General features: G+C 53.8%; 20 protein-coding genes. 13 read left to right on the top strand and 7 right to left on the bottom strand.

The features are described from left to right. Nucleotides 1-86: 86 nt before the first annotated feature. The 6 genes from IE092_RS08250 to IE092_RS19005 all read left to right on the top strand — a co-directional run bounded on the left by IE092_RS08250 (nt 87) and on the right by IE092_RS19005 (nt 9,909). Complete coding sequence (locus IE092_RS08250; RefSeq protein ID WP_189356578.1) at nt 87-2,582, top strand: prolyl oligopeptidase family serine peptidase; 2,496 nt, start codon at nt 87-89, stop codon at nt 2,580-2,582. Nucleotides 2,583-2,647: 65 nt separating this feature from the next. Next, on the top strand, nt 2,648-3,091 hold the full coding sequence (locus IE092_RS08245) for an ANTAR domain-containing response regulator (protein WP_189356577.1): 444 nt from the start codon (nt 2,648-2,650) through the stop codon (nt 3,089-3,091). 98 nt (nt 3,092-3,189) lie between these two features. Continuing rightward, nucleotides 3,190-4,062 (top strand): DMT family transporter, encoded by an 873-nt coding sequence (locus tag IE092_RS08240; protein ID WP_189356576.1) that lies wholly within the window; start codon nt 3,190-3,192, stop codon nt 4,060-4,062. Between the two features lie 100 nt (nt 4,063-4,162). After that, nucleotides 4,163-5,788 carry a M28 family peptidase gene (locus tag IE092_RS08235; RefSeq protein WP_189356575.1) on the top strand — a complete coding sequence of 542 codons (1,626 nt, stop codon included), beginning with the start codon at nt 4,163-4,165 and terminating at the stop codon, nt 5,786-5,788. Nucleotides 5,789-5,804: 16 nt separating this feature from the next. Beyond that, complete coding sequence (locus IE092_RS08230; protein WP_189356574.1) at nt 5,805-7,862, top strand: M13 family metallopeptidase; 2,058 nt, start codon at nt 5,805-5,807, stop codon at nt 7,860-7,862. Nucleotides 7,863-8,283: 421 nt separating this feature from the next. Beyond that, nucleotides 8,284-9,909 carry a methyl-accepting chemotaxis protein gene (locus IE092_RS19005; protein WP_189356573.1) on the top strand — a complete coding sequence of 542 codons (1,626 nt, stop codon included), beginning with the start codon at nt 8,284-8,286 and terminating at the stop codon, nt 9,907-9,909. Nucleotides 9,910-10,081: 172 nt separating this feature from the next. Here IE092_RS19005 and IE092_RS08220 read toward each other — a convergent pair whose 3' ends face one another. The 3 genes from IE092_RS08220 to IE092_RS08210 form a co-directional block, all read right to left on the bottom strand. After that, entirely contained in the window at nt 10,082-13,291 is a 3,210-nt protein-coding gene (locus tag IE092_RS08220) for an efflux RND transporter permease subunit (protein WP_189356572.1), read from the bottom strand. A 2-nt stretch (nt 13,292-13,293) separates the two neighbouring features. Beyond that, nucleotides 13,294-14,454 (bottom strand): efflux RND transporter periplasmic adaptor subunit, encoded by a 1,161-nt coding sequence (locus IE092_RS08215; RefSeq protein WP_189356571.1) that lies wholly within the window; start codon nt 14,452-14,454, stop codon nt 13,294-13,296. Between the two features lie 153 nt (nt 14,455-14,607). After that, nucleotides 14,608-15,096 (bottom strand): low molecular weight protein-tyrosine-phosphatase, encoded by a 489-nt coding sequence (locus tag IE092_RS08210; protein ID WP_189356570.1) that lies wholly within the window; start codon nt 15,094-15,096, stop codon nt 14,608-14,610. 202 nt (nt 15,097-15,298) lie between these two features. On the opposite strand from IE092_RS08210, the gene IE092_RS08205 reads away from it, so the two are divergent. The 7 genes from IE092_RS08205 (at nt 15,299) to IE092_RS08175 (ending at nt 19,977) form a co-directional block, all read left to right on the top strand. After that, the gene (locus tag IE092_RS08205) at nt 15,299-15,634 is read left to right on the top strand and encodes a hypothetical protein (RefSeq protein ID WP_189356569.1); all 336 of its coding nucleotides are present in this window, start codon (nt 15,299-15,301) and stop codon (nt 15,632-15,634) included. 312 nt (nt 15,635-15,946) lie between these two features. Next, a complete protein-coding gene (locus IE092_RS08200) occupies nt 15,947-16,306 on the top strand; it encodes a hypothetical protein (protein ID WP_189356568.1) in 360 nt (119 codons plus the stop codon). Between the two features lie 229 nt (nt 16,307-16,535). Next, complete coding sequence (locus IE092_RS08195) at nt 16,536-16,916, top strand: hypothetical protein (RefSeq protein WP_189356567.1); 381 nt, start codon at nt 16,536-16,538, stop codon at nt 16,914-16,916. A 306-nt stretch (nt 16,917-17,222) separates the two neighbouring features. Next, complete coding sequence (locus IE092_RS08190; protein WP_189356566.1) at nt 17,223-17,972, top strand: substrate-binding periplasmic protein; 750 nt, start codon at nt 17,223-17,225, stop codon at nt 17,970-17,972. 140 nt (nt 17,973-18,112) lie between these two features. Next, a complete protein-coding gene (locus IE092_RS08185) occupies nt 18,113-18,472 on the top strand; it encodes a hypothetical protein (RefSeq protein WP_189356565.1) in 360 nt (119 codons plus the stop codon). Between the two features lie 227 nt (nt 18,473-18,699). Further along, nucleotides 18,700-19,089 carry a hypothetical protein gene (locus tag IE092_RS08180; protein ID WP_189356564.1) on the top strand — a complete coding sequence of 130 codons (390 nt, stop codon included), beginning with the start codon at nt 18,700-18,702 and terminating at the stop codon, nt 19,087-19,089. 135 nt (nt 19,090-19,224) lie between these two features. Further along, nucleotides 19,225-19,977: a substrate-binding periplasmic protein gene (locus IE092_RS08175; protein WP_189356563.1), complete on the top strand. Its 753-nt coding sequence runs from the start codon at nt 19,225-19,227 to the stop codon at nt 19,975-19,977. Nucleotides 19,978-19,996: 19 nt separating this feature from the next. Here IE092_RS08175 and IE092_RS08170 read toward each other — a convergent pair whose 3' ends face one another. The 4 genes from IE092_RS08170 to IE092_RS08155 form a co-directional block, all read right to left on the bottom strand. Next, nucleotides 19,997-20,941, bottom strand: coding sequence for a M23 family metallopeptidase (locus tag IE092_RS08170; RefSeq protein ID WP_189356562.1), 945 nt, complete (start codon nt 20,939-20,941; stop codon nt 19,997-19,999). Next, entirely contained in the window at nt 20,941-21,171 is a 231-nt protein-coding gene (locus IE092_RS08165; RefSeq protein WP_189356561.1) for a hypothetical protein, read from the bottom strand. The genes IE092_RS08170 and IE092_RS08165 overlap by 1 nt, the downstream gene beginning before the upstream one ends. Further along, nucleotides 21,171-21,797 (bottom strand): hypothetical protein, encoded by a 627-nt coding sequence (locus tag IE092_RS08160; RefSeq protein ID WP_189356560.1) that lies wholly within the window; start codon nt 21,795-21,797, stop codon nt 21,171-21,173. The genes IE092_RS08165 and IE092_RS08160 overlap by 1 nt, the downstream gene beginning before the upstream one ends. Nucleotides 21,798-21,999: 202 nt before the next feature. Beyond that, nucleotides 22,000-22,260, bottom strand: coding sequence for a DUF3297 family protein (locus tag IE092_RS08155; RefSeq protein ID WP_189356559.1), 261 nt, complete (start codon nt 22,258-22,260; stop codon nt 22,000-22,002). Nucleotides 22,261-22,296 lie beyond the last annotated feature (36 nt).

The raw sequence follows: 22,296 nt of genomic DNA, 5'->3' as shown, positions 1-22,296 counted from the left end.
AGAAAGGGGGCCGGTAACCCCCTGGACTTCAGCAAAAGCGCCCGTCCGGACACGACGGGCGTTTTTTTGTGTCAAACAAAATGCATATGTTTCAGATAAATCATCTCATACGTTCTTCCCTGATTTCTGTTCTGCTGCTGACAGCGAGCATTCCGGTGCTGGCCGTTAATGCCGGACAGACTGCGCGTAACGCAGCTGTGCCGGATGCCGGCTACCATTTACCGCCACCGGAACTGCAGGCTGTTGTGGATGCTCCGCGCGGCCCGCTGTTCCGGCTGGGACCACAACGGCATAATGCACTGTTAATCCATTTGCCGGGTTTGCCGGGGATACAGGAAGTCGCGCAGCCGGAACTGCGGCTGGCCGGTGTCAGGATTAATCCGCGTATGCATGCCGCCAGCATGTTTGATTTCGGTAATCATCTGCAATTACTGGATGTGCAGACCGGCAAGATCCGCGACGTCAAAGGCTTGCCGCCGCGCACGCGGATTGCAGATACGCAGTGGTCGCCCGATGAACGCTGGATTGCTTTCACACTGTGGGCGGATAACGGCGTTGAATTATGGGTTGCCGATGTGCGTCAGGGCAGTGCGCGCCGTTTGCTGAAGGACAGGCTGAATACGGTGATGGGCAGTGGTTTCCAGTGGGCGCAGGGCGCTGACAGCCTGCTGGTACGTCTGGTGCCGCGCAATCTGCGCACCATGCCCGCCAGTCCGCTGATTCCGGCAGGGCCGAACACGCTGGAAGCACGTGGCGGCAAAACATCGCAGAATCGCACCTATCCGGATATGCTGCGCAATGGCAATGACGCAGATGTGTTCGACTGGTTTTTGCAAACCCAGCTGGCGATTGTCAGTCTGAACGGTGAAGTGAAACGTACCGGACCCGTCATGAAACTGGCGCGCGCCAGTATTTCGCCGGACGGCAACTGGATACTCACCACGCAGTTGCGCCGCCCGTATTCCACGCAACTGCCATGGGAACGTTTTGGTCAGCTGATTGAAGTCTGGGATGAGAACGGGCAGAAAATCCGCACGCTGGCTGACCGGCCGCTGCGCGAGCGTATGCCGACTGGTCAGGATGCCGTACAGGCCGGGCCGCGTGATTTTGCCTGGCGTGCCGATAAACCGGCCAGCCTGTACTGGCTGGAAGCGCAGGCCGGCGGTGATCCGGATGCGCCTGCCAAGGTGCATGATGTACTGATGCAGCAGGCGATGCCACTGGACCACGCTCCGCAGAAACTGATGGAACTGGGCTGGCGTTTTTCCGGAGTGCAATGGGGAAATGATCAGCTGGCGCTGGTGACGGAAAACTGGCAGAAAACCCGCGATACCCGTACCTGGCGTATCCGCCCCGGACAACCGGATGCGAAGCCGGAATTGCTGTTCGCCCGTAAGACCGAAGATCAGTACGCCAATCCCGGTACTCCTGTGACCGCCACCAATGAAGCTGGTCGTCAGGTATTGCGCACCACGCCGGATGGCAAAGCGATTTTTCTGACCGGTAATGGTGCCAGTCCTGAAGGCGACCGGCCTTTCCTTGATCGCTTTGATCTGACGACAAAACAGAGCGTCAGAATGTTCCGTTCGCAGGCACCGTATTATGAAGAAGTGCTCGGTTTGCTCAACGATAAGGGAACGCAGATCATTACCAGCCGTGAAGCAGCGGAAGAGCGTCCTAACTTTATGGTGCGTGATCTTGCGGCGGCTGACGCACCGCGTGCGCTGACCAGTTTCCCGCATCCGATGCCGCAATTCCGCGGTGTACGCAAACAACAACTGCGTTATGAACGTGAAGACGGTGTGGATCTGAATGCAACCCTGTACCTGCCGCCCGGCTATGACCCGAAACGCGATGGTCCGCGTCCGGTACTGATCTGGGCTTATCCGCGTGAGTTCAAATCGGCAGAAGCAGCCAGTCAGGTGACAGGTTCACCTTACCGCTTCAACCGGATTTCGTATAACGGCCCGCAAGTCATGCTGGCGCGCGGTTATGTGGTGGTGGACGGGCCGGGCATGCCGATTATCGGGGAAGGCCGGCGCGAACCGAACGATACTTATATCGAACAATTGAAAATGAATGCGGAAGCCATCGTCGATGAGGTGGTACGTCTGGGCGTGGCAGATAAAAACCGCATTGCGATTGGTGGTCACAGCTATGGTGCCTTTATGGTGGCCAATCTGCTGGCGCATACCCGTTTGTTCCGCGCGGGTATTGCCCGCTCCGGCGCTTATAACCGCACATTAACGCCATTCGGTTTCCAGTCAGAAAGCCGCAATTTCTGGGCAGCAAAAAAAACCTACATGGAAATGTCGCCTTTTTACTATGCTGAACAAATCAAAGACCCACTGTTGCTGATACATGGTGAGCAGGATAACAACAGCGGGACCTTCCCTGTGCAAAGTGAACGTCTGTTCCAGGCCATACAGGGACTGGGTGGCGTATCGAAACTGGTGATGCTGCCTGCTGAAAGCCATAGCTACCGCGCCAGAGAGTCGATCATGCACATGCTGTGGGAGCAGGATCGCTGGCTGGAAACCCATGTGCGTCATGCGCGTGGCGAGGCCGGTGGAAAAGACTGATGAGGTTTTGCCGCAGGGCGGCGAATTGGATTAAGATGTTTCTCTGTTACTTACGCTGAGCGCTTATGTTAAAAGCAGTCATCCTTGACGGAAATGCCATCGCCCGCAACTTACTGACTTCTGTTCTGACCTCAGGCGGTCATGAAGTGGTCGGCGATTCCAATATTGCGCCTGCCAGTCTGACAAAAATGGTGCGTCTGCGGCCTCAGATTGTTTGTATTGATATCGGTGACGCCAATGATGAAGGCTTCGCTCTGATTGATCAGCTGCGCAAGGATTTACCCAAATCACTGATTTTTCTGGTGTCTTCCAAAATCGATGCGAACACGCTGCAAACAGCGCAGCAACGCGGGGTGCATGGTTTCATTGTGAAGCCGTTTAATTCCGTCGCGGTACTCAGTTCCATCCGTAACACCATCATCCGCATTGCCAAGCAGCAGCGTGCTGCTGCGCAGGAAGCGACACCGGCAGCCGCCGGTGACAGTGGTACAGAGGCTGCTGCAGGCTGATCACGCCGCTGATTATTCGGTCATGAAGTCCGTTTTCTGCCAGTAAGCTGCCCGGTTTCCTGTATGCTGACAAGTTTTCAGCCAACAGGTCAGCACGTATGCGTCAGTCAGATTTCATCCGGTTACTGTTACTCGCCGCTATCTGGGGCGCTTCTTTTCTGTTCATGCGTGTGATTGCACCGGTACTGGGGCCTATCTGGACCGCAGAACTGCGCGTGGGGCTGGCCGGACTGGCGCTGTGTGCGTGGATGCTGTTTCTGCGTGAACCCCTGCCTGCTTTGCGCCAGTGGAAACAATATCTGTTGCTGGGTGCCGCTAGTTCCGGCTTTCCTGCCGTTCTGTACTCGTATGCTGCGCTGCATGTTCCGGCCGGTTATTCCGCGATTATGAATGCCACCACACCATTGTGGGGCGCATTGATGGCCAGCCTGTTTCTCGGAGAAAAACTCACGCAGCGCAAGCTGGCCGGCATGTTCACCGGCGTGCTTGGTGTTGCCTTGCTGGTGAAACTGGGGCCGGTCACGCTGAATACGGAAGTTTTACTGGCTTTGCTGGCCTGTTCACTGGCAACGATTTGCTACGCGCTGGCCGGTGTCTATACCAAAAAGCTTAGTGTCAGCGGCAGTCCGACGCTGCTTGCGACGGCATCGCAAGTCGGCGCTGCGGTCATGTTGCTGCCTGCATTACCGTTTTCACCTGTGCATGCCGCGCCGTCTGTGCAGGTGGTGCTGGCGATGGCGGCGCTGGCGCTGATTTGCAGCGCGCTGGCCTATCTTTTGTATTTCCGTCTGATCAGTGATGTCGGCCCGACACGGGCGCTGACAGTGACCTTTCTGATTCCTTTGTTTGCGCTGATCTGGGGCGCAGTGTTCCTGGACGAGCACATCACCCTGAGCACACTGGCAGGCTGTGCTGCTGTCGTGCTGGCGACCTGGCTGGTGGCCGGTTCACCGAAAAAGGCCAGTACCTGAGCCGGTTGCGGCGGGAACCAAACTTTTCGCGCTGACTCCAAAACGCTTTGACCGGCCTGAGACACTCGCCGGTCTGCAGTGTTCCTCCGGAGGAGTAAGCATGTTCAGAATCCGTATCACCGCCCTGACGCTGGCGCTGCTGGCGTTTGCCGGTTCCGGCAACGTAGTTGCGCAAACCAGTCCGGCGGTCCTGCCGGTCGCAGAAAACGCCTTGCGTGCGCATTTATCGCTGCTGGCATCCGATTTGTTCGAGGGACGCGGTACCGGCCAGCGTGGCGGCGATCTGACAGTCGCTTATCTGGAAGCGCAAGCCATGGCGACCGGTTTGCAGCCTGCCAACGGTAAAACCTATCGCCAGCCGGTCAGTATTACCGGTGTGCGCACACTGGCAACGCAAAGCAAACTGCAGACGCATGCCGGTAATCAGACATTTGCGTGGAAATACGGTGATGACTGGGTCTGGTGGAGCGGAAATCAGCAAGCACGCCAGACCTTCGATGCGCCGGTTGTCTTCGTCGGCTACGGCATTCAGGCACCGGAAGAAAACTGGGATGATCTGAAAGGACTGGATTGTCACGGCAAAATTCTGCTGATGCTGGTCAACGAGCCGCAACCAACGCTGACAGAGCCGCAACGTTTCGATGGTGCATCGCTGACGTATTACGGCCGCTGGAGTTATAAATTCGAACAGGCAAAACGCTGCGGTGCCGCCGGTGCTTTGCTGATTCACACGGATCAGAGTGCCGGTTACGGCTGGAGCGTGGTGCGCAATGGCGGCACGAATGAGCATTTTCGTCTGAGCGGTAAAGAAACCGGCCCCGCCTTGCAGGGGTGGATCACCGATGCTGCAGCACGTCAGTGGCTCAGCACCGCCGGTCAGCAACTGGATAGCTTGCGCGAAGCGGCGGAAAAAGCCGATTTTCAGCCGGTGCTCCTGAACGCCCGCCTCAGTGGTGAGCTGCATTCGCAGGTACGCCAGATTGAACAGCTTAATGTGGCCGGACTGGTGCCGGGTACCGATCCGGTGCTGCGCGATGAACTGGTAATTTACAGCGCACACTGGGATCACCTCGGCAAAACCGAAGGCAGTGGCGACGTGATTTATAACGGCGCGATTGATAACGCCAGCGGAACCGCAGCTTTGCTGGCAATGGCGAAAACGGCGGTGCAGCATCCGGCGAAACGTACACAAATGTTTTTATGGGTGGCCGCCGAAGAGCAGGGCTTGCTCGGCAGCGCAGCCTATGTCGAAAAACCCTTGTGGCCACTGGCAAAAACTGCTGCCGCACTGAATCTGGATGCAATGAATTTTGTCGGTATCACGCGTGATATGGGCGTGCAGGGCAGCGAGCGCAGTTCGCTGGCACAACATGCAGCACATATGGCAAACCGTATGCAGTTACAGCTGGCTGCTCCGCGTGCGGATACCGGTGGCGGCTATTTCCGCAGCGATCATTTCAGTTTTGCCAAAGCCGGTGTCCCTGCTTTTTCGATTGGCAGTGGCCGTGATTATGTCCATAATTCTGTTGCCTCTTTGGAAAAAGCCCGCGCCTACGGCAAACGCTATCATCAGGTCACGGATGAATATGATCCGGCCTGGGATTTGTCCGGCATGGTGCAGCAAGCAATGTTTACCCTGAATCTGGGACAGGATATTGCCAACGCTGCAGCGATGCCGGTCTGGCGGGCGGGTGATCCGTTTGGCACCATCAGAAAAAATAAATGAGAAGGGGATATAACAGATGCGGTCACAACATCGTTTAAGCATGATTGCAGCGGCCTGCTGGCTGGCGTGGACAGCGGCAGCGCCGGTGCAGGCACGTGATATGACACCGGAACAAATCCGCGCAGTCAAAGCAGACGGCACCGATAATTCCGTACTACCGGGCAATGACTTTAACCGTTATGCCAACGGCGTCTGGATGAAACAGGCCGTGATTGAACCAAGCAAGGCAGCCACCGGTGTGTTTGATGCACTGGCGGAAGAATCCGATCATGCTGTCAAGAAAATTATTCAGAAAAGTATGCTGGCGCAGGCAGGAACAGCGGAGCGCAAACCCGGTGATTTCTATACGGCATATGCTGACGTGAAGACGATTAATCAGCTCGGCATGACACCGGTACAGCCACAACTGGCAGAAATTGCAGCGCTGAAAGACAAGCAGGCACTGTCAGCGTATCTGGGCAAATATCTGCGTGCCGATGTGGACCCGATCAACGCGACCCAAATGCATACCACGCATTTGTTCGGCTTATGGGTATCACAGGGATTGCACAAACCGGATCAGTATCAGCCTTACCTGTTGCAGGGTGGCCTCGGTTTGCCTGACCGTGAGTATTACGTGACGAACAGCGCAGACATGAAAAAACTGCGTCAGACCTATCAGCAGTACATCGCCGGTGTGTTCCGTTATGCCGGTATTGCGGATGCCGACAAAGCAGCCGCGCGGGTGCTGGCGCTGGAAATGCAGATCGCGCGCGGCCATGCGAAACGCGAAGAATCGTCCGATATGAAAAAGGTCGATAACAGCTGGCGTGTCGCAGATTTTTCCCGTCATGCACCGGGTCTGGACTGGCAGGCATTCATGCAGGCAGCCGGTCTGGAGAAACAAGCGGAATGGATCATCTGGCATCCGGGCGCACTGAAACACAGTGCCGGTCTGGTGGCCAGTGTGCCGCTGGAAAGCTGGCAGGATTATCTGCGTTTCCACGCGATTCATCATCGCATGATGGTATTGCCGCAAGCCTTGTTTGATCTGTACTTCCCGCTGGAAAAAGCCCTGAGCGGTGTCAGCCAGCCGGAAAGTCGCGAAAAATATGCGATCGCTGCGACCAATGAAGCGCTGGGTGAAGAGATCGGCAAACTGTATGTGGCAGAACATTTCTCACCGCAGGCCAAACAGAAAATCCGCGAGATGGTGGATGATTTGCTGCAGGCATTTGCCGGACGTGTTGAGCGTCTTAGCTGGATGTCCGCCGCGACCCGCAGTGAGGCGCTGGCGAAGCTGAAAAACACCTATGTCGGCGTTGGTTATCCGGACCAGTGGCGCGATTACTCCGCACTCGATGTAAAAGCGGATGATGCCTACGGCAACGCGGTGCGCACGGAACGCTGGCAGTATCAGTATGCGCTCAGCAAATTCGGCAAACCGGTGGACCGCACCGAATGGTGTATGAATCCGCAACTGGTGAATGCGGTGAATATGCCATTGCAGAATGCCGTGAATTTCCCGGCTGCTTTCCTGCAGGCACCGAACTTCGATCCGGAAGCCAGTGATGCGGTGAATTACGGCGCGATCGGCGCAACCATCGGCCATGAAATCAGCCACAGCTTTGACAATACCGGTGCGATGTTCGATGCGAAAGGTGCGCTGCGTAACTGGTGGACAGCCACTGATCTGCAGCATTTCCGGCAAGCGGGGAAAGCGCTGGCACGCCAGTTTGACGGCTACAAACCGTTTCCGGATCTGGCAGTAAAAGGCCAGCAGACGCTGGGTGAAAACATCGCCGATCTGGCGGGTCTGCAGGCGGCGTTTGACGCTTACCGCATGGCTATGCAGCGTAAAGGCCAGACACCGGATGCACAATCCGACCGCGCATTTTTCCTGTCGTATGCGAAGTCTTTCCGTGGCGTGATCCGCGATGAAACCCTGCGCAAAATCATTCTGACCAATGAACATGCACCGGAGCAATTCCGTGTGCAAACGGTACGTAATCTGGATGCATGGTATGACGCATTTGATGTGAAGCCGGGGCAAAGCCTGTACCTGACACCGGCGCAACGGGTACGCATCTGGTAAGTCCGGCTGCCTGCGCTTGTACAGCAGGCAGCATCACCGTAAAAGCACTGTTTCGCAGCCCGCGGACAGTGCTTTTTTCTTGCCTCTGACGCGGCACGCTGGCCGGAATGTCGCCGGAGCTGTGGCGGCACCGAAAAAATGGCTGGAATTGCCCGAAATCACCTTAAATGCGGAGTTTTGCACAGCGATCCGGCGGTCGTCGGCAGAAAGTCCGGGCCTCCGCAAATGCTGAGTGACGATATTTGCACAGTCCGCGCTTGTTTTCGTCTCAGTCGCGACTTTTTTCCGGCCAAGCTACCGGATCGATGGCTGTAATTAACAGTCTGACACTTTGATTTTCTGAATCTGTCCTACAGTGTAAGTGCACAAAAATCTGGCACTGTGGATTTTGTTTTTCGGCAATACTGAACCGGAGAAGATCATGCATTTTTCGGACTGGAAAATCGCCAGGAAACTGATGTTTTTATCAGGATTACTACTCGCGCTGATGCTGCTGTTGTCAGCACATGACTGGTGGAATCTTTACCGCAATCAGCAAGGTGCGGAAGCCGCGATGCAACAGGCACAACTGGAACGACAGGCGGTCGATCAGGCGCGCCAGGCGCAGGTCGAGTTCAAGATTCAGATTCAGGAATGGAAAAATACGCTGCTGCGCGGCAATGATCAGGCAGCATTTGATAAATACAGCAAAGAGTTTGTAAAAATGGGCGGCGAGGTGCAGAAGTCGCTGGATGCCCTGCAGCAAACGCTGAAGCAGTTAGATCTGAAGACGGATGATGTGGTCAGTACCCAGAAAGCCTTGTCGGGCCTGACCAGCCAGTATATGGAAGCGCTGAAAAGTTACGATGTGCAGCAGGCGGACAGTGCCAAGATCGTCGATGTCAAAGTCAAAGGTATGGACCGCGCACCGACCAAACAAATCGATGGCATTGTGGAGTCTGTACAAAAAGATGCCATCGCACGTGCCGAACAACAAGTGATCAAAATGAAATCCGAATCTCAGGAAATGCTCCGCTTTTCACTGATATTTGCGTTAGCAGCGGTGGTAATCACCATTGCACTGACTTCATGGATTTCGCGAGCAATCACCGCCCCGCTGAGCCATGCGGTGGAGGTGGCGCATGAAGTGGCTGCAGGTAATCTGGATGTCAGTATTCGCGGCGGCTCACGGGATGAGGCAGGGCAGTTGCTGGGCGCACTGAAAGAAATGACGACCAGTCTGGTCAGCATCGTGCGTGAAGTCCGCAACGGCACCGAAAACATCAGTACGGCTTCTTCTGAAATTGCGGCAGGCAATCTGGATTTATCTTCCCGCACCGAACAGCAGGCCGGTTCACTGGAAGAAACCGCTGCGGCAATGGAAGAGCTGACCAGCAACGTGAAACAAAATCAGGAAAACACCGAACAGGCGCTGACGCTGGCCGGACAAGCTTCTTCGGTTGCAGAAAAAGGCGGTATTGTGGTGCGTGAAGTGATTGATACGATGCGTGATATTCACAGTGCTTCCGCCAAAATCGAAGACATTATTGCCGTGATTGACGGCATTGCATTTCAGACCAATATCCTGGCATTAAACGCTGCGGTAGAAGCGGCCAGAGCCGGTGAGCAGGGACGCGGCTTTGCTGTGGTGGCATCCGAAGTGCGCAGTCTGGCGCAGCGTTCCGCCGGTGCTGCGAAAGAAATTAAAGTGCTGATCCGTGATTCTGTGGATCGCGTGAATGCCGGTACCGGACTGGTGGATCAGGCCGGTGCGACGATGCTGGATGTGGTTTCATCGGTCAGCAATCTGGCAACCGTGATCCATGAAATTGCGAATGCGAACCGTGAGCAAACCAGCGGTATTGAGCAGATTAACCGCGCGATTATGCAAATGGATCAGGTGACGCAACAAAATGCCGCGCTGGTGGAAGAAGCTGCGGCGGCAGCGGGAGCGATGCAGCATCAGGCCGGTGTGCTTGGTCAGATGGTGGCGAAATTCCGCGTGCATCAGCAGGGCATTGCGCTGCAGCTGGCGTCGTCTGCAAACGTGCGACCCGCACTGGGCTGAGGGACTTCATCGCGCCGTTGTGATCCCTGTGTTACCTGAATGATGCGAGGCAGGTCAGGAGGTTTGGAGCAGGCAAAAAAAAGCCCGCAGGTTTTCGGCCTGCGGGTGAAAATACCGGAGGATACTTAGGAATAGACCCCGGTTCGAGGTGTGGTAAGCAAGCGCCGCTGAATCATGTCTGCTTCAGACGACTCCTGAATATCACAGTGCGACATTTTACCAAGCTTCTGAATATCAGGCGTAGTCCGGTCACGGTGCATAACACTTCTAAACCGGTCACAATCAGCGCAAAGCCAGAGTTGTAACGTTCACTGCGTGCTTTCAGTTTCCGTAACGCACCGTCTTTACTCAGTTCAATACTGTCATAGAACGTCGGCACAACCAGCAAGGTCAGCAAGGTCGATGTAATCGTGCCGCCGATAATCGCAATCGCGAGCGGACGGTAGAAGTCACCGCCTTCACCGGCACCGATTGCCACCGGCAACATACCGGCAATCAGCGCAAACGTGGTCATCAGAATCGGGCGCAGACGCACACGACCGGCCTGCATCAGCGCATCTTCCCTGTCCATGCCTTCCGCTTCAAATTTACGCGCAGCATCCAGCAACAGAATCGCATTTTTCGCGACCAGACCCATCAGCATAATCACACCGATCAGACTCATCAGATTGATCGTACTGCCAGTCGATACCAGCGCCACTACCACGCCGATCAGCGATAAAGGCAGCGATGCCATCACGCCCAGCGGTGCGGTAAAACTGCCGAACTGAATCACCAGAATCAGATACATCAGACCAATACCGGACAACACGGCAATACCCATCGCGCCGAACACTTCTTCCTGATCCTGACCGGCACCCGCCACATTCAGACCATAACCTGCCGGGAAGTTCATGCTTTCTGCCAGTTTCTTGGCATCGGTAATCACTTCACCACTGGAGCGGCCCTGTGCATTCGCAGATACGGTAATCGTGCGTTTGCCGTTTGTATGCTCAATTGTGGACGGGCCTTTACCCATGGTAATGGTAGCGATCTGATCCAGCGGAACCATCTGATTCGTACCGCCAACCGAAATCGGCAAGCGTTCCAGATTGGCTTTGCTGACACGGTCATCCGGATGCAGGCGTACTGCCACATCGCGGGTTTCGCCGGTCGGATCGACCCAGTCACCGGCTTCGATACCGGCAAATGCGATACGCAGGGTTTGTGCTGCATCGGAAGCGGAAACACCCATCGAATTCGCCAGACCACGGTTCAGCTCAATCTTAATTTCACGCTTAGGATCTTGTTGCGATAAACCGATATCCACCGCACCCGGAACCTTGGCCAGTTTTTCCATGTACTCGGACGTGATTTCCATCAGCTTGCGCGAATCCGGGCCGGTGAATTCAATCTGCACCGGTTTATTCGCACCGTTATTCACATCATCCTGAATCGTGTATTCCGCACCGACCAGACTGCTGATGCGGGAACGCAGATCAGCGGCGATTTCTTTGGCAGAGCGTTTGCGTTCATGACGTTTGCCGATATCCACATAAATACGGCCACCCGCCGGCGCGATACTGCTGTTGGTTTCTTTGGTTTCCGGCAAGGTGCGTGCAATAGCGGCTGCACGTTCCATTTTCAGTCGCGCATATTCCAGCGAAGAAGACGGCGGTGTGCGCACTTGTATCATCAGACTGCCGGCATCTGTGGATGGCAGGAAGCTGGTGCCACCAAATTTTGCCTGCAGGGCAAATGCAGCAATCAGGGTACCGAAGGCAATAAAGGCCATCCAGCGACGGTGGTGCAAAGCCCAGGCAATCACTTTACCGTAGCGGTCTGCCTGATGATCGAACCAGTCATTAAAGGATTGCAGTATTTTGCTGATACCTTTCTTCGGTGCAGTGTGATGGTCGGCAGGATCGCCCCAGTAAGCGGACAACATCGGGTCCAGCGTGAAGGAAATCACCAGACTGACCAGCACAGAGCAGGTTACGGTCAGCGCAAACGGACGGAACCATTCTCCCGGCATACCGCCCATAAAGGCGACAGGAACAAATACTGCCACAATCGAGAACGTGGTGGCCGCTACTGCCAGGCCGATTTCCGCGGTACCTTCCATCGCAGCGGTACGGCGGTCGGAACCGTTCTGCATGTGGCGCACAATGTTTTCCCGCACCACAATCGCATCATCAATCAGCACACCGATGGCCAGCGATAAGCCCAGCAGAGTCATGAAGTTCAGCGTGAACCCGCACAGCCAGACCGCGATAAATGCTGCCAGTACCGAGGTCGGCAGACTCAGCGCGGTAATCAGGGTAGAGCGCCAGGAGTTCAGGAATACGTAGACCACGAAGACCGTCAGCACCGCGCCGAAGATCAGTGATTCCACCACATTGTTCAGACTGTTTTTTGCATTCTTACCGCCGTCGAACGTGACATCCATTTTTGTGCCAGGCAGCGTGGATTCCATCTCTTTATTCGCAGTCTCAATGTACTCACGTACCCGTTTTGCCACCGATACCGCGCTGGCTTCGCGCGATTTGGTGACTTGCAGACTGACGTTCGGTTTGCCGCTGCGGATACTCAGCGAATTCAGGTCAGCAAAGTGATCCTGAATGCTCGCAACTTGTCCCAGACGCACGATCTGATCGCCACTGCGTTTAATTACGACATTCTGGAATTCTTCCGGTGTTTCAATCCGGCCGACCAGACGGATACTTTCTTCTTCCAGATCACCGCTGATTTTTCCGACCGGTGCATTGGCATTCTGTAAGCGCAGCGCATTGACCACTTCACCAACGGAAACATTGAATTCGCGCAGTTTTTCAGCACGCAGCAGAACCGACAGTTCGCGCTTCAGCGTACCGTTGACTTTGACGTTCGCCACGCCCGGAATGGCACGCAGTTTGTCGGCAATTTTATCTTCCGCCATACGGGAAATTTCTGCATGGCTGAGTTTGCTGGACGACAACGCAATATTCACAACCGGTTGCGCAGAAGGGTCCCAGCGCACGATGTAGGGTTCGCGCATTTCGGTCGGCAGCTTATAGCGCACCGAAGAAATCGCATTGCGTACTTCATCGGTCGCTTCCACCATGTTTTTGCTGAACTCAAACATGATGTCAAACTGTGCACTGCCTTCACCGGAGGTGGAATACAGATCTTTCACACCCGGTATCGTCATCAGCTGCTTTTCCAGACGATTCACGATTTCGCGCTCAGAGGTGTCCGGTGAAGAACCCGGATACGGAATGACAACGGATAAACCCGGTATGGCGACGTCCGGGTTCTGATTGACTTTGAGTTTGGATAAGGCCAGCAAGCCCATGAGCATCATCGTGATGATCAGCACCACGGTGGCCAGCGGATTGCGGATACTGAAATTCGATAAGAACATGATCAGTGGCTCCCTGCAGTGCTTTGGCTGTTGTCAGCCAGTTTGGCCGGGGCCATCTGTACACTCTGACCATCCTGCAAACTGGAATTCGGATTCCGCATCACCACGTCGCCCATCGCCAGGCCGCTGCGGATCTCAAAATTTCCCGAGCGCGGGTCACGGCTGCCGATTTGCAGCGTTTTCTTCCGCAGCGCATTGCCGTTGACCTGCCATGCATAGGTCAGATCGCCGCTGCGCATGACAGCCGATTCCGGCAGCGTCAGTGCGCTGACGGCAGTGCTGCTGATATTTCCCTCTGCATACAGGCCGGACACCGTCGGTTTTTCAGCGCCGCTGAAACCGACCAGCACTTCGACCTGACGGGTGACATCATTCGCAACCGGATCAACGCGGGTCACTTTGCCTTCAAACTGCTGGCCGCTGTATCCGTTGACACGGAAGCTGACTGCCTGACCGACTTTTACCTGTGCAATACGGTCAGTGGAGACGCGGCCGCTGAATCGCATGCTGGCCGGATCGATCACTTTCAGTAATTCTTTACCGATAGAAGCCGTGTCACCGGCAGAGACTTTGCGGTCACTGACGACACCGTCGAATGGCGCGCGTACGACCGTGCGCTGAATTTGTTGCTGGGCGGAAACCACCCGTGCTTTCGCTGCAGACAATTCACTGCGGGTGGATTCGACTTTCAGCTCAGCATCGTCCAGCGCCTGCAACGACGTCATGCCGGAGGCGCGCAGGGTCTTCATGCGCTGCAGATTGCGTTCCGCCTGCTCCAGCGTAGTTGCTGCGCTGCGTGCAGCTTCCTGTGCAGACATCAGATTGTCGCGGATCGAAGTTTCATCCAGCTTTACCAGAATATCGCCGCGTTTGACAGTATCGCCGTTCTCTTTCAGAACCTGCATCACTACCGATTGCACTTCAGCGCGCAGATCAGCTTTGCGTTCCGGCTGAATAGAACCGGTAATGACGGGGCCGGAGGCAACCTGACTGGATGCTACTTTCAGAATATCTTCCGGTGCAATCAGGAGTTTTGGCGCAGCCGCCGTTTTCGCAGAGGCAGACGCACTGCCGGATGCGCTGGCAGAGGCATCGGAACCGGGCTTACCGCAGGCGGACAGGGCTGCAGCGATTGCCACAACTATCAGGGTTGGTTTTAACATAATCGCTCACTCGTCTGAGAGGGGGAAATAAAAGGGGACGCTGCAGTGTCTGTGACGGCAGTGCATTAGACAAGTGGCAACTTACTAAGTTGCAGAAACGGGGGGATAAACTGCGGAAAACGGGGGGCGAACGGTAGCTTGCGTGCCGCAATCTCAGCCGGCGGATAACATATTCTGTCGCAGCTTCTGAATCAGGCCGTCACTGGCATCTTCAATATAATCGAGTACAGTTTCGAAGCCCTCACTACCACCATAATAAGGATCGGGTACTTCGCGCTCACTGAAATGACGTGCGTAATCCATTAGTAAGCCCAGCTTGTGCTGAAATTGTTGCGGGCAGGCAGCCTGCAGCAGCGTCAGATTACTTTTATCCATCGCCAGCACGAAATCAAATTCGATAAAATCCGCCGCTTTGATCTGACGTGCGCGGATTGAAGAAAGATCAAATCCCCTTCGCAGTGCGAACATGCGGGCGCGCGGATCCGGCCCCTCGCCCTGATGGTAAGCGTGAGTGCCAGCTGAGTGTATGGTCAGCTGTTCCAGCATACCGGCTTCTTTCGCTTTGGCACGAAACACCGCCTCCGCCGTTGGAGAACGGCAGATGTTGCCCATGCAGACAAATAGGATAGAAGTTTCAGGCATAGCGTTGTCAGCGCAAGAGAATAGATCGAACTCAGGTATTGTATGTCGCCGGAACCGTTGCCGAAGTCTGCTTTTTGTCTTGAAATGTGAACAATATTTAAATGCTTCACCAGGGTAAGCCGGAACCGAATGCGACATATGTCAACCCGGAACCCGTGGCCGGCGTTTTGTCAGTATCCGATTCGCGATCAGAGGTAAGCCTGTGAAATCCCTCGTTTTACTGACAATCATGCTGACATTACAGTGTGCTGATGCACTTGCCACAACACCGCCGGCAGAGACAGATGCCGCCAGCGCGAGCAAAGTAAAGACACCCGGCAAACTTTCCCGGGTGGCCTCAGAACAAACAGAGCATGTACCTTCTCCGCGTCGTCCACAGCCGGTAGCCGAACATGCGAGTCGTATCAGTCCGGCAAGCCGTCCTACGACAGACTATGCTGCTGTTTCCGCATCGAAGGATATGCGTACAGCGAAGCGCGAGAGCGCAACGCCGGAAAAAGGTGTGCGGAAGCCGGCCATTCCGGATCAGACTCAGTAATGCAATACAGAATTCAGTTCTGTCACAAATAAACGGCTGCAATCGCAGCCGTTTTTGTTTTGTTGCTTCGATATCTGTCATTCCTCAGAATGACAGAATAAAGTGCTGACTCATATGTCACTTTGTCAGAGGCAAGGGCTGGCAGTCTCGTACCGCCGGTATCAGAAAACGATGCTTACTGCGATTTACCGCAACTCTTCAAAAAATCGTCAACCGCCCTGTCTCCGGCCCCGTTAAGGAAGCACGCAGCAACACACTGCGCCGCAAGACAAAGCGAACATACTTAACAGATTTTTTAAGAAGAGGCACACCATGAACAAAATGATCATCTCCCTGATGGCAACTGCAATGATGGCAGGCTCTGCATTTGCAACTACACCGGCAGCTCCAGCAAAAGCGCCGGAAGCAACAGCAGCAAGTGCCTCTGCATCCGCAAGCGCAAGCGCGACAACAGGCAAACATCAGGCAGCATCTGCTCATGCTAAAACCGAGGCAAAGCATGAAGCAAAAACTGAAGTAAAGGCAGAACCGAAAGCAATGATGAAAGCTGATCCTAAAGCGGAAGTTAAAGCCGAAGCAAAGCCTGAAGTGAAAACAGAAGTCAAAACAGAAGCGAAGAAAGAACACAAAGCAGAACCGGCAAAAGCAGAAAAATCTGCCAGCGCCAAGTAATGCAGCGAGAAAGTTCTTTTGATGTCGGGTAAGAAGCGGGGAGAAATCCCCGCTTTTTTATTGAACTATGAAAAATAAATATACGGATTGATAAAATCAAAAAAATATTTAAAAAATCAAGAATAGTCGTCAACCGGATAAAACATCATCGCGTTATAGGATCATGCAGCAACACAATGTTGCGCTAAACCGGAAACTGAAGCCTGCCTAACCTGAAAGAGAAAAAGCCATGAACAAACTGATGACTGCAATGATCGCGACTGTTGTAATGATGGGTAGCGCGATGGCACAAACACCGGCTGCAACAGCAACGACCGCAGCCAAAGCTGAAACTGCAAAAGTAGCAGCGAAAGCGGAAACCAAAGTAGCGGAAGTCAAAGCAGATGCAAAAGCAGCAGCGCCTGTTGCTCCTGCAGTACCGGCATCCGCCAGCGCGAAAGCGGATGTAAAACCAGCGGCGGCACCTGCTGCAACAGATACCAAAACAGCCGACGTCAAAACAGAAGCGAAGCCAAAGAAAGTAAAGAAAGCGAAAAAGCACACTGAAGGTGGTGTAGAAGTGAAACCGGAAGTGAAAACAGAAGCAGCAAAACCTGCTGCCGGTAAATAAGCTTCACGCATCTCTCTCCATGTTTTCACCGGGCCGTGCGCCCGGTTTTTTTTATATATGTCCGCTTTTACACCGGCAACCGTCGGTCAGGATCGTCAGTCAGGTTCTGATTGTCTGTCTGAGGATGGATTGCGCAATGCCGGGGATTTTTCTGCCATAGCGACTGCAGATGTGGTGCTGTGCCTACACGATATGCAGGAAAAATCGATTGCTATGCGGAAAGCGTAAAGAAAATGCCATGATTTTCGAGCAGAATGGGCTGAATATGATTTAATTAAGTTCATCTCCCATTTCATGTTCATCGTGATGAAGGTCATTCTGCCAGCGTTATTCTTACTGACTCCGCTTGTATCGAGCAGTGCAACCGATTTAAAAGTTGCAGTGTGGGAAGGTGCTGCACCATTTTTCCAGAGAACAGAAGCTGGCTGGAAGGGGCCTTGCACTGATATTTTCCGGGCGATTGAAGAGCTGGAACCGCAAGTTCGCTTTGTGACCGATCCGGAACCTATGCCTTTGCGCCGTGTTGAGTATGAAATGCAGGCGGGCCGTCGCGATATCGTTTGTGGTGCACGAAAAAGTGCAGCGCGTGAAGAGGCCGGCTTTCAATTTCTGAAAAATTACGTTCATATTACAGGCTATCGTCTTGCAGTGCGTGGCAGCGACAGTATTCAGGTGAAGACCTGGGACGATGTGCGTCTGACCAAGGAACGTGTATTGATATTGCAAGGCCACGCTGACATACCACGCTTACAAGCGATGGGAATTCAACTGGACAGCAGCGCGCCATCTGCTGAGCAGAATCTGATCAAACTGATCGGCGGACGTGCCCGTTTCTTTTATGCCCGTGATTCATATTTTAAAAGTTCCGAATTTCTCGCCCGTGGTGACCGTCAGGTCAAAGTGTTGCCTGTCTTGTTTGATCCCAGTCCTGCATTTATTGCCACCAGTAAAAATGTTTCTGCTGAGCTGTATCAGCTGATAGATCAGGCATACGCAAAGTTACTGAAAAACGGTGAGGTAGCCCGTATCCTGCGTACCCATGGTATCGAAAACTGATCCCTGACTGGTTCTGCACTTCTTTCAGAAAAAATCGTCAACCGCCCTGTCTCCGACCCCGTTAAGGAAGCACGCAGCAACACACTGCGCCGCAAGACAAAGCGAACATACTTAACTGATTTTTTAAGAAGAGGCACACCATGAACAAAATGATCATCTCCCTGATGGCAACCGCAATGATGGCAGGCTCTGCATTTGCAACGACACCGGCAGCTCCAGCGAAAGCGCCGGAAGCAACAGCAGCAAGTGCCTCTGCATCCGCCAGCGCAAGCGCGACGACAGGCAAACATCAGGCAGCATCTGCCCATGCAAAAACAGAAGCAAAGCATGAAGTAAAAGCAGAAGCAAAGGCTGAACCAAAAGCAATGATGAAAGCTGATCCTAAAGCGGAAGTTAAAGCCGAAGCAAAGCCTGAAGTGAAAACAGAAGTCAAAACAGAAGCGAAGAAAGAACACAAAGCAGAACCGGCAAAAGCAGAAAAATCTGCCAGCGCAAAGTAATACAGAGAGTAAGTTTCTGTGATGTCGGTCAAAAAGCGGGGAGAAATCCCCGCTTTTTTATTGAACAAAAAATAAATATACTGATTGATAAAATCAAAAAAATATTTAAAAAAATCAAAAATAGTCGTCAACCGGAAAAAGACTCATCGCGTTATAGGATCATGCAGCAACGCAATGTTGCGCTAAACCGGAAACTGAAGCCTACCTAACCTGAAAGAGGAAAAGCCATGAACAAACTGATGACTGCAATGATCGCGACTGTTGTAATGATGGGTAGCGCGATGGCACAAACACCAGCTGCAACAGCAACGACCGCAGCCAAAGCTGAAACTGCAAAAGTAGCAGCGAAAGCAGAAACCAAAGTAGCGGAAGTCAAAGCAGATGCAAAAGCAGCAGCGCCTGTTGCTCCGGCTGCTCCAGTAACACCGGCATCCGCCAGCGCGAAAGCAGATGTGAAACCAGCGGCAGCACCTGCTGCAACAGATACCAAAGCAGCCGACGTCAAAACAGAAGCGAAGCCAAAGAAAGTAAAAAAAGCGAAAAAACACACTGAAGGTGGTGCGGAAGTGAAACCGGAAGTGAAAACAGAAGCAGCAAAACCTGCAGCGACCAAGTAATCACATCCAGCTGCATCCATGTCAACCGGGCCTTGTGCCCGGTTTTTTATTGTCACTTGCCTTCAGGAAAAACTATTTTACGATTCCCTTATTGTGAATATGGTTAAATGAGCACTGAATCCATTTTTCCTGTTTATGAAGCGAATTCTGACTTCCCTGTTAGCCATTTGTCTGGCGGGTCCGGCTGTTGCCGGTCCGCTGCGCCTTGGCATTTGGGAGGCAGCAGAACCGTATTTCATCCGTCAGGGTGATGAATGGACTGGTATGTGCGCGGATATCCTGCGCGCAGTGACGGCAGTGAATCCGCGTCAGCAATTTGTATTGCCAACGCAGGCTATGCCGGTGCGCAGGGTAGAGCATGAAATGCTGGCCGGACGTGCAGATCTGGTGTGCGGAGCGCGGATTACCGCCGCCAGACAAACTGCGGGCATGCAGTTTTTGCGGGTGCCGATACACATTACCAGCGCAAGGCTGGCTGTGCGCGCGGACGATCCTGTTCAGATACGTCAGTGGGATGATGTGCGCCAGCTCGGCGACAAAGGTATCGTACTGATTGTGCAGGGTAATTCGGAAATTGAACGTTTGCAGCGCGACGGCATACGGCTGGATGCCGGTTCACCATCCGGCGAACAGAATATCCGCAAGTTGCTGGCCGGACGTGGCCGCTTCTTTTATGCCCGCGAGTCCTACTTTCATTACGTCGCACCCAAGCTCAAAGAATTTGCCAATGTGCGTTTGCTGCCAGTCTCGCTGGACAGCGGTGGCATCTTCCTGTTTGCCGCGCCGCATATAGCGGCTTCCACTGTGGAACAGTTGAATCAGGATTTGCAGCAATTAGTGAAATCCGGTGAACTGGCGCGCATCGTGCGCAGTTACGAAATCGATTAAACCCCGTTGCAGCAAGGGTTTACTGCGGATTACGCCGCATACAGTTGAGTACATCCTGATCAATCAGATTGCCCGGCTTTTTGCAGTCTTTCAAAGGCTTGTGCTGACCCGTTTCACCTCTGATGATCTTTACAGCTTGCACCCGGGTACCGGTTTTCGGGCGATAGTAGCCACTGGCCGGGTCCCAGAAACGGAAGGGAACGGAAGTGATTTTTCCGCGCTGATTCACCTGCACATCAAAGTGCAGATGCGGACCGCTGGAATAGCCGCTGTTGCCGGATAATCCGATCAGATCGCCGGTGGCAATGCGTTGTCCGGCGACCAGCGCGGAAGAGTTTTGCTTCAGATGTATATACGATGCAAAGCTGCCATCACCGTGCAATATCATCACATAGTTCGCCTGATCATTCAGGGCTCGGTCCAGTCTGCCCGTATCCGGAAAATGCTTCACATTCGCGACGACCACGCCTTCGCGCGCCGCCATCACCGGTGTTCCCATCGGCAGATCAATATCCAGTGCGAAGTGATTTTCAGTACTGTTGTGACTGTTATTCACACGGTCTTCAGCCTGATTGATTAATCGTGCATCCGGCCAGAAAAACGGTGGCAGGTATTTTGCATTCTGGTCATGCACTGCCGAAGGATCGCCGTGTATTAATGAATATTGATAGTGGTAGTAAAATGCCTGCTTCGGATTTGCCGGCCGGAATTCGTTCAGCACCACAGTAGAGCGCGGAAATACCTGTCTTTCCAAAGGCATAGCAAAGCCGCTGGCAGTGTTGGTGCTGCTGTTCAGCCAGACGCGTACAGTTTGCGGAATCACACCATTGTTATACGCCAGCATCTGATCGTAGCCAGCTTTTTTCTCAATACGGATATTGAATTGCGAAGATTGTGCGCTGGCGTTGACGGTGATACAGCTCACTGTCATCGCGACAGCGATACGGGAAATACGGTGTTTCATCAATTTTTTACGTGGCGCCAGAGTACGCGTGATCCTATTTTTTTCTGCTCGAGAAAACCCTGTTCTTCAAGTCGTTGCAGTGCGGCGGCGGTGACTATTGGAGATTCTGCGATATCCGGCCAGCGTATCCACCATCTGTGTATGCCTTCCAGCGTATCTGCAGAGTCCGGACGCGCTTGTAGAAAGCGCCTGATCTCTCCCATAGCAAAATCGATTAGATATTCATCCATTACGGTAACTTCCTTTCATGCATATAAATCACGCGCGGGCAGGGTTCTTTGCGGGCTTCTTTCGGGCACCAGTAAGACACCGTGACAGACCAGCGCTTGCAGGAAATTTCTACCAGATCGGCACGGTCGCCCATGCCGGTGCTGCAGACCGATTCCAGCGCCTTGTCGATGCTCATCCCCTGAAAATACTGATAGCGCCAGATGCTTTGCACCGTATCGACCGCTTTTTCCGGTGCCAGACTGCCGGGGCGTACCAGCAATTCCCGTTTGCCGAGTGCGACGATGGTTTCCAGCTCATCCTGCGCGCACACCCACTGGCTGCCATCGCGCGCGCATTGCGTCACGTAGTACAAAGGCCGCTGGCGCAAGGCTTTGTGCGGGCGGCAGCGCACATCGGCATACGAAGCTTTGCCATTCGGCGTGAAACTGCGCGCATCAATTTCCGCTGCTTCCAGCCCGTGCGGTTCCAGACAAGCCTGCTGGCTGATCTGAATTTGTTCCTGACGGCTTAATTTGGCGGGGAAAGTTTGCTCTTCGGCGCGGGCGGCGGTGCTGAACAGGCTCAGGCCGCTACAAGTGACAAGTGCAGCAAATGCGGCGAGCAGGGCGCGGTAGCGTAAGGTCATGGGTGAATTCCGGTGAATAACAACTTTTGAAGCATCAGCAGCATTGCCAGCGCTGGCAGCGTATGCGGTCTTGCCATTGTAACCATCACCGGCCGCTTCGTGCAGCTCTTGCGCCTGCATTCAGCGCAAAGCAGAGCAGCGCGCCCATGAAAAACGCCGCCGGACTTGCGTGCGGCGGCGTGATTGCAGATGCGTTTAACGATCAGGCAGCGGATTCGTCCAGATAAAAGGCTTCTACTGTGCCTTTGATCTTGACCAGCATGGCGCGGCCGTAGCGGTCGCGTGCGCGGCCAGCGGCGACTTTGATCCAGCCTTCGCTGATGCAGAACTCTTCCACATCGTTACGTTGTTTGCCGTTAATACGGATACCTATGTCATGCTCCAGAACGGCAGCATTGAAATGAGGGCTCTTTGGATCAATCGAGAGTTGATCCGGAATCGGGGGGCGTGTAGGTGCGTTCATGGCCGCGATTATCGCGCAAAGCGGTTTCCGGTTCAA

Source organism: Cognatundibacterium squillarum, from assembly GCF_014652435.1.
In the GTDB taxonomy this organism is placed as follows: domain Bacteria; phylum Pseudomonadota; class Gammaproteobacteria; order Burkholderiales; family Burkholderiaceae_D; genus Undibacterium; species Undibacterium squillarum.
The sequence above is the reverse complement of the archived record's forward strand: the minus strand, read 5'-3'. Positions and strand labels throughout refer to the sequence as shown.

What these genes read in the sequence shown, in the direction of transcription:
- IE092_RS08235 (WP_189356575.1), top strand. Translation starts at nt 4,163, where the DNA reads ATGTTCAGAATCCGTATCACCGCCCTGACGCTGGCGCTGCTGGCGTTT.
- IE092_RS19005 (WP_189356573.1), top strand. Translation starts at nt 8,284, where the DNA reads ATGCATTTTTCGGACTGGAAAATCGCCAGGAAACTGATGTTTTTATCA.
- IE092_RS08165 (WP_189356561.1), bottom strand. Translation starts at nt 21,171, where the DNA reads ATGGATGAATATCTAATCGATTTTGCTATGGGAGAGATCAGGCGCTTT.
- IE092_RS08190 (WP_189356566.1), top strand. Translation starts at nt 17,223, where the DNA reads ATGAAGGTCATTCTGCCAGCGTTATTCTTACTGACTCCGCTTGTATCG.
- IE092_RS08175 (WP_189356563.1), top strand. Translation starts at nt 19,225, where the DNA reads ATGAAGCGAATTCTGACTTCCCTGTTAGCCATTTGTCTGGCGGGTCCG.
- IE092_RS08245 (WP_189356577.1), top strand. Translation starts at nt 2,648, where the DNA reads ATGTTAAAAGCAGTCATCCTTGACGGAAATGCCATCGCCCGCAACTTA.
- IE092_RS08170 (WP_189356562.1), bottom strand. Translation starts at nt 20,941, where the DNA reads ATGAAACACCGTATTTCCCGTATCGCTGTCGCGATGACAGTGAGCTGT.
- IE092_RS08200 (WP_189356568.1), top strand. Translation starts at nt 15,947, where the DNA reads ATGAACAAAATGATCATCTCCCTGATGGCAACTGCAATGATGGCAGGC.
- IE092_RS08215 (WP_189356571.1), bottom strand. Translation starts at nt 14,454, where the DNA reads ATGTTAAAACCAACCCTGATAGTTGTGGCAATCGCTGCAGCCCTGTCC.
- IE092_RS08180 (WP_189356564.1), top strand. Translation starts at nt 18,700, where the DNA reads ATGAACAAACTGATGACTGCAATGATCGCGACTGTTGTAATGATGGGT.
- IE092_RS08155 (WP_189356559.1), bottom strand. Translation starts at nt 22,260, where the DNA reads ATGAACGCACCTACACGCCCCCCGATTCCGGATCAACTCTCGATTGAT.
- IE092_RS08185 (WP_189356565.1), top strand. Translation starts at nt 18,113, where the DNA reads ATGAACAAAATGATCATCTCCCTGATGGCAACCGCAATGATGGCAGGC.
- IE092_RS08250 (WP_189356578.1), top strand. Translation starts at nt 87, where the DNA reads ATGTTTCAGATAAATCATCTCATACGTTCTTCCCTGATTTCTGTTCTG.
- IE092_RS08195 (WP_189356567.1), top strand. Translation starts at nt 16,536, where the DNA reads ATGAACAAACTGATGACTGCAATGATCGCGACTGTTGTAATGATGGGT.
- IE092_RS08160 (WP_189356560.1), bottom strand. Translation starts at nt 21,797, where the DNA reads ATGACCTTACGCTACCGCGCCCTGCTCGCCGCATTTGCTGCACTTGTC.
- IE092_RS08210 (WP_189356570.1), bottom strand. Translation starts at nt 15,096, where the DNA reads ATGCCTGAAACTTCTATCCTATTTGTCTGCATGGGCAACATCTGCCGT.
- IE092_RS08240 (WP_189356576.1), top strand. Translation starts at nt 3,190, where the DNA reads ATGCGTCAGTCAGATTTCATCCGGTTACTGTTACTCGCCGCTATCTGG.
- IE092_RS08220 (WP_189356572.1), bottom strand. Translation starts at nt 13,291, where the DNA reads ATGTTCTTATCGAATTTCAGTATCCGCAATCCGCTGGCCACCGTGGTG.
- IE092_RS08230 (WP_189356574.1), top strand. Translation starts at nt 5,805, where the DNA reads ATGCGGTCACAACATCGTTTAAGCATGATTGCAGCGGCCTGCTGGCTG.